12 protein-coding genes are annotated in these 13,404 nt (G+C 62.1%); 5 read left to right on the plus strand and 7 right to left on the minus strand.

What is annotated here, in order from left to right:
• Positions 1 to 35 precede the first annotated feature (35 nt).
• Genes H097_RS11965 through H097_RS11980 form a run of 4 tightly spaced genes read right to left on the minus strand, consistent with a single transcriptional unit; the run spans position 36 to position 4,803 of the window.
• Positions 36 to 896 carry an HlyD family secretion protein gene (locus tag H097_RS11965; protein WP_032860021.1) on the minus strand — a complete coding sequence of 287 codons (861 nt, stop codon included), beginning with the start codon at positions 894 to 896 and terminating at the stop codon, positions 36 to 38.
• A gap of 10 nt (positions 897 to 906) precedes the next feature.
• Positions 907 to 1,107 (minus strand): DUF1656 domain-containing protein, encoded by a 201-nt coding sequence (locus H097_RS11970; RefSeq protein ID WP_032860022.1) that lies wholly within the window; start codon positions 1,105 to 1,107, stop codon positions 907 to 909.
• Positions 1,097 to 3,280 carry an FUSC family protein gene (locus H097_RS11975; RefSeq protein ID WP_032860023.1) on the minus strand — a complete coding sequence of 728 codons (2,184 nt, stop codon included), beginning with the start codon at positions 3,278 to 3,280 and terminating at the stop codon, positions 1,097 to 1,099. Before H097_RS11975 ends, H097_RS11970 begins: the two co-directional genes overlap by 11 nt.
• Positions 3,281 to 3,291: 11 nt before the next feature.
• Positions 3,292 to 4,803 carry an efflux transporter outer membrane subunit gene (locus H097_RS11980; protein ID WP_032860024.1) on the minus strand — a complete coding sequence of 504 codons (1,512 nt, stop codon included), beginning with the start codon at positions 4,801 to 4,803 and terminating at the stop codon, positions 3,292 to 3,294.
• 181 nt (positions 4,804 to 4,984) lie between these two features.
• Here H097_RS11980 and H097_RS11985 point away from each other — a divergent pair, with 181 nt between their 5' ends.
• From H097_RS11985 to H097_RS12005, 5 genes are all read left to right on the plus strand, one after another.
• On the plus strand, positions 4,985 to 5,953 hold the full coding sequence (locus H097_RS11985; protein WP_032860025.1) for a LysR family transcriptional regulator: 969 nt from the start codon (positions 4,985 to 4,987) through the stop codon (positions 5,951 to 5,953).
• Positions 5,954 to 6,684: 731 nt separating this feature from the next.
• Entirely contained in the window at positions 6,685 to 7,659 is a 975-nt protein-coding gene (locus H097_RS11990; protein ID WP_032860026.1) for a D-glycerate dehydrogenase, read from the plus strand.
• A gap of 183 nt (positions 7,660 to 7,842) precedes the next feature.
• Positions 7,843 to 8,745: a chemotaxis protein gene (locus H097_RS11995; RefSeq protein WP_032860027.1), complete on the plus strand. Its 903-nt coding sequence runs from the start codon at positions 7,843 to 7,845 to the stop codon at positions 8,743 to 8,745.
• 3 nt (positions 8,746 to 8,748) lie between these two features.
• Positions 8,749 to 9,231: a GNAT family N-acetyltransferase gene (locus H097_RS12000; protein WP_032860028.1), complete on the plus strand. Its 483-nt coding sequence runs from the start codon at positions 8,749 to 8,751 to the stop codon at positions 9,229 to 9,231.
• Positions 9,232 to 9,339: 108 nt separating this feature from the next.
• A complete protein-coding gene (locus H097_RS12005) occupies positions 9,340 to 10,083 on the plus strand; it encodes a YkgJ family cysteine cluster protein (protein ID WP_032860029.1) in 744 nt (247 codons plus the stop codon).
• A 17-nt stretch (positions 10,084 to 10,100) separates the two neighbouring features.
• Here the strand turns inward: H097_RS12005 and H097_RS12010 are convergent, their stop codons facing one another.
• From H097_RS12010 to H097_RS12020, 3 genes are all read right to left on the minus strand, one after another.
• Positions 10,101 to 11,675: a PAS domain-containing methyl-accepting chemotaxis protein gene (locus tag H097_RS12010; RefSeq protein WP_032860030.1), complete on the minus strand. Its 1,575-nt coding sequence runs from the start codon at positions 11,673 to 11,675 to the stop codon at positions 10,101 to 10,103.
• A 99-nt stretch (positions 11,676 to 11,774) separates the two neighbouring features.
• Positions 11,775 to 12,983 carry a transporter substrate-binding domain-containing protein gene (locus H097_RS12015; protein WP_050593343.1) on the minus strand — a complete coding sequence of 403 codons (1,209 nt, stop codon included), beginning with the start codon at positions 12,981 to 12,983 and terminating at the stop codon, positions 11,775 to 11,777.
• 146 nt (positions 12,984 to 13,129) lie between these two features.
• Positions 13,130 to 13,372, minus strand: coding sequence for a hypothetical protein (locus H097_RS12020; protein ID WP_032860031.1), 243 nt, complete (start codon positions 13,370 to 13,372; stop codon positions 13,130 to 13,132).
• Between the last annotated feature and the right edge of the window lie 32 nt (positions 13,373 to 13,404).

Here is a 13,404-nt window from a genome sequence, read left to right on the forward strand (position 1 = left end):
GCAAAAAATCTGTGACCAAACCAGATCCCACACTTTTAGTGTTGTGTCTGGTTCACGATCACCGTGCACGTGATACCAGCCGCCAGCAGCACGCCTTCCGGCACTTCATCGATATGAATGCGCACCGGCACACGCTGGGCCAGGCGCACCCAGTTGAAGGTCGGGTTCACGTCGGCGATCAGTTCGCGGCTTTCAGGGTTGTCACGGTCGTAGATGCCGCGCGAGATGCTTTCCACATGGCCCTTGAGGGTTTCGCCGCTCATCAGTTGCATGTCGGCTTTATCCCCCACTTTTACATGGGGCAGCTTGGTTTCTTCGAAGAAGCCATAGACCCAGAACGAGTTCATATCGACGACTGCCATCTTCGCCTCGCCGATGCGCGCGTAATCGCCGCGATGTACGTTGAGGTTGGTGACATAACCATCGACGGCCGCCACCACCTGCGTGCGTTTCAAATTCAGCTCCGCCGCTTCCAGTTGCGCCTGGGCATGCTGGTAGTCGGCCAGGGCCGAGTCGGCGATGTTGCTGGCGTCGTCGCGGTTTTCCTTGGAGATCACCAGAGCGTCAAGGTCAGCGCGGCGGTGCGCATTGACCTTGCGCATCTCCCAGGTGGCCTTGCGTGACGCCACCAGTGATTGCGCCTGTTTCACCGCAATGCGGTAGTGCTCGGGGTCGATCTGCATCAGCAGGTCGCCCTTTTTCACCAACTGGTTGTCGCGCACCGGCACGTCAACCACCTCGCCAGTGACGTCGGCAGCGACGTTGATGATGTCGGCGCGCACCCGACCATCACGGGTCCACGGGGTCTGCATGTAATGCACCCACAGCGTACGGCCAATCCAGATCGCCAGGGCCAAGACCAGCAATGTCGCAAGCAGGCTGAAAAACTTTTTCATCAGGGCATTCTCAACGGTAGACGGTCAGCGCCATGGCGCCGAACAGGCAAACAAATAGGCTCAGGCGCAGCAACGCCGGGTGCCAGAAAAAACGGTACAGGTCATAACCCGCCAGGAAACGGTCCAGGGCCCAGGCCAGCCCCGCGGCAATGAAAAACATCAGGGTCATGGTTGGCATGTAGATGCCGTGGAACGCGATTTCACGAGGCATGGGCGACTCCGGAAGGCTTCAGGGCAGCCAGGGGCGATTGCGGGTCCAGCAGGGACGTGCGGATAAAGTGCAGGTAGCTTTTCACCCGGCGCAGGGCCGAGGTGTCGAAGTGCGGGGCGAAGGGTTCGTCAGTGGCTTGCACGCGGCTGATCGCGTGATCCACCGCGATCAAGGCGCGCTCAAGATTGCTCTGGCCGGGTTGCAGGAACAGCCGCACCAGCGAGCGCCCCATCACCCGGATGGCCTGGCGCCAGGGCTGGGATTCGGCATACGCCGGATGCACCGGCAGGATCGCCTGTTCCTTGCGCAACTCAATGATCGCGTGGCCGACCTCCAGCACCACGAACATCCAGCGCAACAGGTTGCGCTGCACTTGCGGTTGCCCGGCGGCCAGGCCATAGGCCTGGTGCAGCAGGTCGCGGGTGCGGCTTTCGAAACTTGACGCCAGGCCCTTGAGCTTGCCGCTGATCGCGTACACCACTTGCTCGCGCAGGTCGCGCTCCAGGCGGCGCCACAGCCAGGGGCTGTTGGGCGGCAGGATGATCGCGCCCGCCGCCGCACACACCAACATGCCGAGGATCATCGCGATGTAATCGTTGATAAAGGTGTAGGGGTTGTAGATCGTCAGGTTATCCGGCACGGAACCGGTGCTGAAAAAAATCAACAGGCCCAGGCCGACCCCGGCGTATTGCGGCCGCGACGACAGGAACGCACCCAGCACGATCACTGGGGCGAGCATCACGCAGAGCAAGGGAAAGCCATCGATCCAGGGGAACACGAAGAACATTTCGACAAACCCCACCACCGCGCCGATCAAGGTGCCGCAGGCCATCTGAAAGGCCATGCGCTTGGGGTTCGGCGTAGCTGCCGACAGACCCACGGTGGCCGCCGCGATCAGGGTCATGGTGGCGCCGCTGGGCCAGGCGGTGGCCACCCAGTAACTGCCGAGGACGATCAGAATGAATGACGCGCGAATCCCCGAGGCGGCGCAGGCCAGCCAGTTGGTTTTTGGCGTGTAGGCTTCGTCCCAGTGCTCGCGCTCGTGGCTGTGTTCGGCCAGGGAGGCGTGGGTCTGCGCATAGTTGTGCAAGTCATCGACAAAGCGGTACAGCAACTCGTAGGCGGTATGGAAATCCAGTTGTTCGGCCTCGCTCGGCCCGCTCTTCTGAAACAGCGCCCGCAGGCTGCGCACCTTGGCGGGCAGGCCCTCTTTATAAGCCGTGAGTTGGCTCACCAGGCGTGCCGCATCGGGGCTGGTCAAGGCACGGCCGCTGAAGCCATCGAGCAGTTCGGCAAGGTCCTGCAAACCGGGTTTGATGGCCGCTACCACATGGTCGGCAGCATCGCTGCGCAGGCGTTCGAGCAACTGGTGCAGGGCATTGAAGCGCGTGGTGATGCCCATGAACTCGCTGTTCAAACGACTCAGGCGGCCGTTGCGCCGGCGCATGTGCGGGTCCTCGAACACGGTGACGCTGCGCAGCCCTTCCAGGCCCACGGCTTCGGCGATAAAGCGCACATTGCTGCTTTCAAAACCCTCGCGCTGGCTGCGGCCACGCAGGCCATCGGTGACGAACAGGGCGAAGGTGCCGAAGCGCTGGTACAAGGCGTTGCGCATGGCCGCGCTGCTGGTTTGCGGAAGGATTGCGGCACTGACCAGGGTCGCGCAGAGAATCCCCAGGGAGATTTCCAGCACCCGCCATACCGCCGCCATAAATGCGCCGTCCGGGTGGGCCAGCGCAGGCAAACCCACCATTGCCGCCGTGTAACCGGCCAGCACAAATCCGTAGGCGCGAAAGTTACGGTTGCGCGTCGCACCCGCCGTGCACAGGCCAACCCAGATCGCCAGCGAGCCAAGGAACAGCTCAGTGTTTTGCGCAAACAAGGCGATCAACAACACCATCACCGCAGAGCCTGCGAGGGTGCCGAGGAAACGATAGAAACTCTTGGCGAACACCTGGCCGCTTTGCGGCTGCATCACGATAAACACGGTAATCATCGCGGTGCGCGGTTGTGGCAGCTCCAGGCGCATCGCCAGCCACAGGGTGAGAAACGCGGCGATCAGTACTTTGAAGATATACACCCAGGTCACGCCATCACTGCGTGCCCAGTCGAAAAAGCCACGGCGCCATTCCAGGGAATGCAGCCAACGCAGCGGTGCAGGCAAGGGAGTCATGGGAAACCTGATCAGTGATCGAACACGGCCAGTGCCGCCGGGGTCTTGCTCGGGAGGGTCGTGTCCGGGGCCGGGGCATCGCTGCCCGCGCCAAGGCCACCGCCCAAGGCGGTAACCAGCTCGGCATGGGCGCTCAGGCGCGCAGCCTGGACCTGCTGCTCGACCTGTTGCTGACGAAACAGCAACGTCTGGGCGTTGAGAACATTGAGGTAATCGGTCAGGCCGCGCTGGTAGGCGATCATCGCGATGTCATAGGTTTTCTGCGCCGAGGCCACCGATTCGGCGGCGAATATTTGCTGCTTGGCCATGGATTCGCGGCGGATCAGTTGGTCGCTGATGCCCTTGAGCGCATTGACCAGGGTCTGGTTGTAGCGAGCCACAGCAATGTCGTAGCCGGCGCTGGCCTCGCCCAATTGCGCGCGCAGGCGGCCGCCGTCGAAGATCGGCAAGGTAATCGCCGGGCCGACGCTGTAGTTGAGCTTCTTGCCGGTGAGGAACTCCAGCATACCGCCGCCGGTGGCGACGTAGCCGAGGCTGCCCACCAGGTCGACATTGGGGTAGAAGCCGGCATGGGCCACGTCAATCCCCCGGGCCTGGGCCGCCACTTGCCAGCGGCTGGCGACCACATCGGGACGCTGGCCAAGCAATTGCGCGGGGAGTGCCGACGGCAGTTTCAGCGGTTCGCCGAGGGCCAGGGTCGGTCGCTGCAGTTTTGCCCCCTCCCCCGGGCCCTTGCCGGCCAAAGCCGCCAGTTGGTTGCGGGTCAGGGCGATTTCTTCGTCGAGGGCGTCCAGTTGCCGGTGGGTTTCGGGCAATGGGGACTGGGCCTGGCTGACTTCAAAATGTGTGCCGATACCACCATCCAGACGCTTTTGCGCCAGGTCGAGGATCTGCTGTTGCTGGGCCAGGGTGGCGGCGACGATATCGCGCTGGGCGTAATGCAGCGACAGCTGGATATACGCGCGCACCACGTTGTTCTGCAATTCCAGCTGGGCTTGGCGCGCTTGGGCGACACTCATATGAGCCAGGTCCACCGCGCGTTCAGTGGCGTTGCGTTCGCGGCCCCACAGGTCGAGGGCGTAACTCAGGCCCAAGGCGGCGTTGTTGTCCCAGGTGGTGGAGTTGTCCAGTTTGCCAGGGCCGTAGAACTGATCGCTGGGCCAGTTGTGGCGCTTGAGCGTGGCATCCCCGTTGATCTGCACGGCCTCGGCGGACTCGGCCAGCCCGGCCATGGCCCGCGCTTCACGCACCCGCGCGGCGGCTTCGGCCATGCTCGGGCTGCCTTGTACGGCGAGGTCGATCCAAGCATTGAGTTGCGGATCGCCATAAACCTGCCACCACCGGGTGGTCGGCCAGTGGGCATCCCGGGCGGCGCTCTGGATCGCGTCGTCGGTGGCCAGGGTATTGGCGGCGAGGCTCTTGCCTTGGGGGGCAACTCCTCCGGTTCCGATGCAGCCGCTGATTGCTAACGATAAAGCCCAAACACTGAGAGTCTTCAGCTCTCTGCTGATGCGACGCGGCACTGCTGCGAATTCCTGAGGTGGTGTTGCGGGGACGGTGCGGCAATTCTAGGGGGCGCAAGGAATGGCGATAAGGTGGGATTCCTGTGAATCTTTGTTACCGTTAAGGCGATAATCCATTGGTCGGGCTCACTCGCCCCCGTAACTTCGTGTCACAATTTGCCATCTCCCTTGAGAGCACCCCATGGACACTTTGCAAAACATGCGCGCCTTCAGTTGTGTCGCCGAAGCCGGCAGCTTCACCGCCGCCGCCGTGCAACTGGACACCACCACGGCCAACGTCTCGCGCGCGGTCTCCAATCTGGAGGCCCACCTGCAAACCCGTTTGCTCAACCGCACCACCCGCCGCATCGCCCTGACCGAGGCGGGCAAACGCTATTTATTACGCTGTGAGCAAATCCTGGCCTATGTCGAGGAAGCCGAGGCCGAGGCCAGCGACGCCCATGCACGGCCTGCCGGGCAGCTCAAAGTGCACACCATGACCGGCATCGGCCAGCATTTCGTGATCGACGCGATTGCCCGCTATCGCCGCACCCACCCCGATGTGACCTTCGACCTGACCCTGGCCAACCGCGTGCCAGACCTGCTGGACGAGGGCTACGACGTGTCCATCGTGCTCGCCAGCGAGCTGCCGGACTCAGGGTTTGTCTCCCAGCGCCTGGGGATCACCTACAGCATCGTCTGTGCCTCGCCGGCCTACGTCAAAGCCAACGGCTGCGCGCAGCGCCCCAGTGATCTGCTCAACCATGCCTGCCTGCGCCTGGTCAGCCCGGTGATCCAGTTGGACAAATGGGTGTTCAACGGCCCGGATGGCCAGGAAAGCGTGAGCATCAACAGCTCGCCATTCCTGGTGAATTCCGCCGACGCGATGAAGACCGCGATCATCAGCGGCATGGGTGTCGGCCTGCTGCCGGTGTACGCGGCCATCGAAGGCCTGCGCAATGGCACCCTGGTGCGAATGATGCCGACTTACCGCTCCCAGGAACTGAACCTGTACGCCATCTACCCGTCGCGCCAGTACCTGGATGCGAAGATCAAGACCTGGGTCGAATACCTGCGTGGCTCGCTGCCGGAGATCCTGGCGGCGCACCAGGCGGAGTTGGTGGCGTATGAGTTGAGTGGGAGTTTGGGTAGCGTGCGCCTTACGACCTGATTTGGAACACGGCCTCCCAAATAGTGGAGATCACCCTGTGTACGGGCTTGCCCGCGATAGCCATGAGTATCTACACAACTGTCTTCTTGGTATGTGTACATATCCGTTGCTGCGGTCAGGGCCACTTAGGGTTCCGCTCTTACAGCGGGTCACTTTCGAAAAGCGCGAAAGTAACCAAAGCGCTCTTGCCCCACCACTCGGTGCCTCGCCTAGGCTCGGCATGCCCGTAATCCGACATTGATTTGGGTGGCCGCCGCGATGGGCCATCCATGGCCCAGCGCGGCTAAACCGGCGTCCTGCCGGTTTACCCCCCAAATCAATATCGGATTCCGGCCAGCGTGGTTTAACGGGGCGCCTAAGATCAAAATCAAAAAGCAAAGCGAGTCGAGGCGGCCTGACAGCCGACCTGATTCTTGATGCGTACGCGCACCCTTTGTGGGAGCGGGCTTGCTCGCGAAGGCACTGGGTCAGTCAACATCAATATTTGCTGGGCCGACATCTTCGCGAGCAAGTCGAATCGTCGCACCGCCGCTCCCACAGGTAAGCAGCCAGCTCTGCACTATGCTTTTACTTTTGCTTTTACTTTTGATCTGGCTTTTGATCTTAGGTGCCCCGTCAAACCACGCTGGCCGCAGGCAGGTATTGCACAGTGGGCACCCGGTGTCCTGACAAGTGTGTGCAGGAATGTTAGCTTGCTTGGCATTCCTCCCTGTCGATGAGCCCCACTTGCGATGAAAAAGACTGTCCTCGCCTTCAGCCGTGTCACCCCCGAGATGATCGAACGCCTGCAACAGGACTTTGACGTCATCGCGCCCAACCCCAAGCTCGGTGATATCAACGCGCAATTCAATGAAGCCCTGCCCCACGCCCACGGCCTGATCGGCGTGGGCCGCAAGCTGGGCCGTGCGCAGCTCGAAGGTGCGGGCAAGCTGGAGGTGGTGTCCAGCGTCTCGGTGGGCTACGACAACTACGATGTGGACTACTTCAACGAACGCGGGATCATGCTCACCAATACCCCCGATGTGCTGACCGAAAGCACCGCCGACCTGGCCTTCGCCCTGCTGATGAGCAGCGCCCGTCGCGTGGCCGAGCTGGACGCCTGGACCAAGGCCGGGCAGTGGAAAGCCAGTGTCGGCGCGCCGTTGTTTGGCTGTGATGTACACGGCAAGACCCTGGGCATCGTCGGCATGGGCAATATCGGCGCCGCCATCGCCCGCCGTGGGCGCCTGGGCTTCAATATGCCGATTCTCTACAGCGGCAACAGCCGCAAGAGCGCGCTGGAACAGGAACTGGGCGCGCAGTTTCGTAGCCTGGACCAGTTGCTGGCCGAGGCGGATTTCGTGTGCCTGGTGGTGCCGCTCAGCGAGAAAACCCGTCATTTGATCAGCACTCGCGAACTGGGGCTGATGAAGTCCAGTGCAATCCTGGTGAACATCTCCCGGGGTCCGGTAGTGGACGAGCCCGCGCTGGTCGAGGCCCTGCAAAACCACACCATCCGCGGCGCTGGGCTGGATGTGTATGAGAAGGAGCCGCTGGCCGAGTCGCCGCTGTTCCAACTGAGCAATGCGGTGACCTTGCCGCATATCGGTTCGGCCACCCATGAAACCCGCGAAGCCATGGCCAACCGCGCCCTGGACAACCTGCGCAGCGCATTGTTGGGCCAGCGCCCGCAGGATCTGGTGAACCCGCAGGTGTGGAAAGGCTAAGACACAACACAACCCACTGTAGGAGCGAGCGTGCTCGCGAAAAACATTAACGATAACGCGTCTATCCTGAATAAACGCGGCGTCCTCGGGTTTTTCGCGAGCACGCTCGCTCCTACAGTTTTTTGTGCCTGAGTCGATAACCTGCCATAGAAGATTGTTATCCCTGATCCACAGAAGGTTTTTATGTCCACCACCAAAGCCCGCGCAGATTCACTCTCGCTTCTGCTCTTTACCTTGCGCAGCGGCAAGCTGATGGCCATCAACCTGCTGAAAGTCAGCGAAATCATTCCCTGCCCGCCGCTGACCAAGCTGCCGGAGTCCCACCCCCACGTCAAAGGCATCGCCACCCTGCGTGGCGCGGCCTTGTCGGTGATCGACCTCAGCCGCGCGCTGGGCGAAATGCCCCTGCAAGACCCCGACGGCGGCTGCCTGATCGTCACCGATGTCAGCCGTTCCAAGCAGGGCCTGCATGTGCAGGCCGTGAGCCGGATCGTGCATTGCCTGACCACCGATATCCGCCCGCCACCCTTCGGCTCCGGCGGCACGCGCTCGTTTATCACCGGCGTGACCCAGGTGGACGGCGTGCTGGTGCAAGTGCTGGACATCGAAAAAGTCATCCATGCCATCGCCCCCGCCCAGATCGAAGTGGCCCCCACCGACCTGACCATGGAAGAGGCCGAAGTGCTCGGCCATGCACGCATCCTGGTGGTGGACGACAGCCAGGTCGCCCTGCAGCAATCGGTACACACCCTGCGCAACCTCGGCCTGACCTGCCACACCGCACGCAGCGCCAAGGAAGCCATCGACGTGCTGCTGGAGCTGCAAGGCACTGCCGGGCAGATCAATGTGGTGGTGTCTGACATCGAGATGTCGGAAATGGACGGTTATGCCCTCACCCGCACCCTGCGCGAAACCCCGGACTTCCAGGACCTTTACGTGCTGTTGCACACCTCCCTGGACAGCGCGATGAACAGCGAAAAAGCGCGCTTGGCCGGTGCCGACGCGGTATTGACCAAGTTCTCGTCGCCCGAACTGACCAAATGCCTGGTTGTCGCGGCCCAGACGGTGGCGCAGAAAGGCCTGTAGACGGTGACAGAGTATTACCAACTGCTACGCCGCGACCTCACTGGCAGCCTGCCCGCACCACAGTGGCCGGCCGACACCCGCCTGGATCATTACCGCGAAGAGCTGGCCCCGGCGATTCATGCGGTATTGCGCATGACCCAGGAACAGGGCGGTGGCCGCGTCGCCAACCTGGACACCTGGCAGCAGCAGTTCGTCACCGACGCAGAGTTCGACCCCACGCTGTGCCTGGTGGCCAGTAACGGTGATGGCATTCTCGGCGTCGCACAGTGCTGGACCAGTGCCTTTATCAAGCACCTCTGCATACACCCCTGCGCCCAGGGCCAGGGCCTGGGGCGCGCCTTGTTGCTGCATAGCTTCCAGGTGTTCAAGCAGCGTGGCGAACCCTATGTGGACCTCAAGGTACGCGAGAGCAATCTGCGCGCACGTCAGTTGTATGAGAGTGCGGGCATGGTCTTTGTCCTGCGCGACGTGGTGCCGCAAGACTGACAGGCACTGGCGCATAACTTGCTTCCAGAGTCTCTGAACGGCGGATAGAGGTAAAAACCCGTCACCGTTCTAGAGAGCCCTCTGACCTGGCCTGGTAGCAGATCCTCCATGAATACTCAGTTTTCCTGCGTAGGTTGCGGCAAATGCTGCACCGATCACCATGTACCCCTGACCCTCGACGAAGCCCGCATGTGGGCGGCAGACGGTGGCAATGTCATCGTTCTGGTGGAAGGCTTCCTGGGCAACGGCCTGGGCCTGCCACTGCAGCAACGCGAGCATGCCGAACGGCGTTCGGTGGTGGTGCCCAGCGGCACAACCCAAGCGTTTGTAGCAATCACCTTTGCCGCCTACAACGCCGGGCCCTGTCGGAATCTTGACGCAGACAACCGCTGCGGGATCTATGAGCGTCGCCCGCTGGTCTGTCGCATCTACCCGATGGAGATCAACCCGCATATCCCGCTGAACCCGGCCGCCAAGGATTGCCCACCGCACGCCTGGGAACAGGGCCCGGCGCTGATCGTCGGCGGCGAACTGATGGACCTGGAACTGGCAGATTTGATCCGCCGTTCCCGCCAGGCTGACCGTGACGATGTGCAGACCAAGGAAGCGGTGTGCGCCCTGTTGGGGATTCGCACCACCGCGCTCAAGGGCGATGGCTTTACCGCGTACCTGCCGGACATGGGCGCCTTTGCCCAGGCCATTGAGTTGGCGGTGGAGCAACCCGCCGAGGCCCATGAATGGGCATTTCATGTCTCCGGAATGGACATTGCCGAACAGTTGCTGGACGCCGGGGCACAGATAGCCACCGAGGTGCCGGCCAACTATGCGTTTATCTCCCTGCGCGCAGCCTGACCTGACACGGGCAAACGCTAGCGGCGCTTGCCCCAGAACTCTTCTGCCAGCCGCCGCAGGTCTTGCGCCAGTGCCGCCACGTCGCCCGAACTGAGCTGGCTTTGCTGGCCGGCACTGACAGTGGCCTCGCCAGCATTGCGGATGCCGACGATATTGCGATTGATGTCCTCGCTCACCGCGCTCTGCTCTTCCACCGCCGTCGCGATCTGCATACTCATCGCGGTGATCTGGTTGACCCGCTGACTGATGCCGTCCAGGGCCGATGCGGCACGCTGGGCATGCTCGACACTGACGTCGACATGTTGGCTGCTTTGTTCCATGGCCATCACCGCATCCCGGGCGCCGCCCTGCAGGGTGCTGATCATGCGCTGGATTTCATTGGTCGATTGCTGGGTACGTTGGGCCAGGCCGCGCACTTCGTCGGCCACCACCGCAAAGCCACGGCCCTGTTCGCCCGCCCGCGCGGCTTCGATGGCCGCGTTGAGCGCCAGCAGGTTGGTCTGCTCGGCAATCGCCCGGATCACTTCCAGCACACTGGAAATATCACCGCTGTGGTTTTCCAACTGATGGATCACGGTGGTGGCCCTGGCCAGCTCCTGAGACAGGCGCAGCACCGCATCGCGGCTTTCGTCCACCCGCTGATGACCTTCGCGGGTCTCGCTACCGGCCTGGTCTGCGGCCTTCGAGGCCTGCTGGGCATGGTGGGCGACTTGCGCCACACTGGCCGCCATCTGCTGGATGGCGGTTGCCACCTGATCGGTCTGGCTCTGCTGGCCAAGGGTGCTGGTGTGACTGCTATCCAGTTGTTCGACCAATGCGGCGGCGTGCCCGGATAAACGCTGCGACGCATCGCCAATCCGGCCGACCACCGCGCCTACCTGGGCCTCAAGCATCTGCATGGCAAATTCGATTTGCCCCAGCTCATCCGCGCGCCCGGTGTAGATCGCCTGGCTGACGGGGTTGTCGGCAATCTGCCGCGCCCGCTCACTCAATTGCTTCAGGGGACGCAATAACAGATTGATGCCCAATACCCCCGCCGCGCCCACTGCCGCCAGGCCCAGCACTTGCAACGCCCATGAATAACTCGCCAACCCAGCCCCCACGCCCCAGGTCAGGACGCACGTTGCGCCGGTGACCAGCGACAACTTCAAGGGCATCTCCAGTATTGGCCGCCAGCGCCGAGTCCCTGCACGCAGGCGCGCATAAGCGCGCTCCGCCGCCATCACTCGCCGCGCATCAGGCTTGGTGCGTACCGACTGATATTCCACCGCCACGCCGTCGCGCGTGACCGGCGAGGCATAGGCACTGACCCAATAATGATCACCGTTCTTGCAGCGATTCTTCACCATGCCCATCCACGAGCGACCGCTCTTGAGGGCCTGCCACATATGGGCAAAGGCCGCCGACGGCATGTCCGGATGGCGCAGCAGATTATGTGGCGCGCCCAACAATTCCTCGCGGCTGTAGCCACTGACGTCGATGAAGTCCTGGTTGGCGTAGGTAATCGAACTGCCGAGGTCAGTGGTCGAGAGGATATTGGCGTCTTGGGCAATGTCCACACTTCGCCCCGTGACCGGGAGATTGATCTTCATGGAAAGCGCGCTCGGGGGGTTATTGAGGGAGTCGGCAAGGGGCACCGACTCTAAGCGCACCGCTTGAGCAAATACTGATCCAGCTCATGTTCCACGCATTTAGTTGCCCGGTGTGATCACCACCGCCCCGTGATGGTCCTCGGTCTGGGCCACACACTCGATCGCCACCCGTGCGCCGCGCGGCAGCCTGCGTACGGCCAGTACGCTGCGGGCGGGCAAGCGGCTACTGGCGAAGTAACCCAGGTACACCTGGTTGACCAGGGCCAGGTCATCCAGCTCGACCAGCATCAAGGTGCATTTGGCCACTCGGTCCAGCGACGACTGATGGCGCTCCAGCAGGTCGTGCAGGGTCTTCATCACCTGTGTCATCTGCGCGCCCGTGCCTCCTCTGACCAGATTGCGGTTCGCATCCACACCCAAAATAGTCGAGATATACAGCGTGCTGCCCACCCGCACAGCCTCGGAAAAGGTCAGCTCCACATCAGTGGGGTAGAACTGCGGCCCATTGGTGTCTTGCACGGTGGCGGCGTCGGGCTCTTGCTCCTGATAGTTCTGGAGAATGCGCCGATGCTCGCCGCTCTGCCTGAGCTGCTCCAGCGCCCGGTTAAGGTCACTGCGTAACTCGGGGTCGGATTTGCGCACGCCGATGGCCACGGCGGTGCCCATCTGCTGCCCGGTGACTGGCGGGCCGACGAAGTCGAAAGATTGCCCCTGCTCAGTGTCGAGCAGTTCCTGGCGGATTTCTGCGGTGCCCTGCAGCGTCGCGTCGATATCACCGGCCACCAGGCTGCGGATCAACTGGTCGTTGAGCCAGAAGCTCTTGATGATCACACCGGCCGGTGCCCATTGTGCCTGGGCGAAGGCTTCACGATTGCTCCCGGTCAGCACGCCCACACGCTTGCCCTTGAGGGCGCGCACCGTGGGCATCAGCCCGGAATACCTACGTGCTACCAAGTGCGTGGTCAGGGGGTACAAATCGTCGGTAAAGTCGATCAGGTTGCGGCGCTGGGGCGTTGAAGCCATACCCATGATCGCATCGAAACGCCGGTTTTCGAGGGCCTCGATACTGCGGGTGAATACCTGGTCGACCCAGATGCAGCGGGCGTCGAGCTGGGCACACAAAGCATTGCCCAAGTCGATGTTCAGGCCGACCAACTGCCCTTGTGCATTGCGGCTTTCATAGGGAGGAAACAGCGGGGAGATCGCGAAGCGGATCTCGCTGCGTGGCGCAGCACCGGCTGCTGCCCCAACAAAAAAACCGCCTGACAACAGCCCAGCGGATAACACGAAGATCTTTGCCAAAGCCATGAAGACATCCCTTTCTTGAAAGACCAACGCCTTCAACCGGGGCTTCTGCCAGCCAGGTGGGGCGAAGGGGTATCGAGCAAGCTTTCAAGAAAGAGTCATGGACCGACAAGGCGAAAAGTCAGCAATGATTGTAGGCACAACTGCCGTTAGCGTTTACCCATCGAGCGGCGTGTGCCTGGCGGCGCCATACCAGGGGTCTTGGTGTGGCCGTTCTTGGCGCCGTTTTTGTACCACGGCTGATTACCGTCTTTCGCCCCGGCCAGTTCACCCGGTTTGAAAGGGAACTTAAAAGCAGGAATTACCGGCTTGGCTTCACTGTCGAGGCTGTCTGGGTTGGCGGGATCAGCCAATTCGGCGCTTTCAACAGGCGATTGTGTCGGGGAAGTCATGGAAGCTCCGGAACGTGCAAAAAATGACGCGG

The sequence above is a fragment of the Pseudomonas sp. FH4 genome (assembly GCF_000510915.2).
Classification (GTDB): Bacteria; Pseudomonadota; Gammaproteobacteria; order Pseudomonadales; family Pseudomonadaceae; genus Aquipseudomonas; species Aquipseudomonas brenneri.

Coding starts and splice junctions, on each gene's coding strand:
- H097_RS11965 (WP_032860021.1), bottom strand. CDS start 896: ATGAAAAAGTTTTTCAGCCTGCTTGCGACATTGCTGGTCTTGGCCCTG.
- H097_RS11970 (WP_032860022.1), bottom strand. CDS start 1,107: ATGCCTCGTGAAATCGCGTTCCACGGCATCTACATGCCAACCATGACC.
- H097_RS11975 (WP_032860023.1), bottom strand. CDS start 3,280: ATGACTCCCTTGCCTGCACCGCTGCGTTGGCTGCATTCCCTGGAATGG.
- H097_RS11985 (WP_032860025.1), top strand. CDS start 4,985: ATGGACACTTTGCAAAACATGCGCGCCTTCAGTTGTGTCGCCGAAGCC.
- H097_RS11990 (WP_032860026.1), top strand. CDS start 6,685: ATGAAAAAGACTGTCCTCGCCTTCAGCCGTGTCACCCCCGAGATGATC.
- H097_RS11995 (WP_032860027.1), top strand. CDS start 7,843: ATGTCCACCACCAAAGCCCGCGCAGATTCACTCTCGCTTCTGCTCTTT.
- H097_RS12005 (WP_032860029.1), top strand. CDS start 9,340: ATGAATACTCAGTTTTCCTGCGTAGGTTGCGGCAAATGCTGCACCGAT.
- H097_RS12010 (WP_032860030.1), bottom strand. CDS start 11,675: ATGAAGATCAATCTCCCGGTCACGGGGCGAAGTGTGGACATTGCCCAA.
- H097_RS12015 (WP_050593343.1), bottom strand. CDS start 12,983: ATGGCTTTGGCAAAGATCTTCGTGTTATCCGCTGGGCTGTTGTCAGGC.
- H097_RS12020 (WP_032860031.1), bottom strand. CDS start 13,372: ATGACTTCCCCGACACAATCGCCTGTTGAAAGCGCCGAATTGGCTGAT.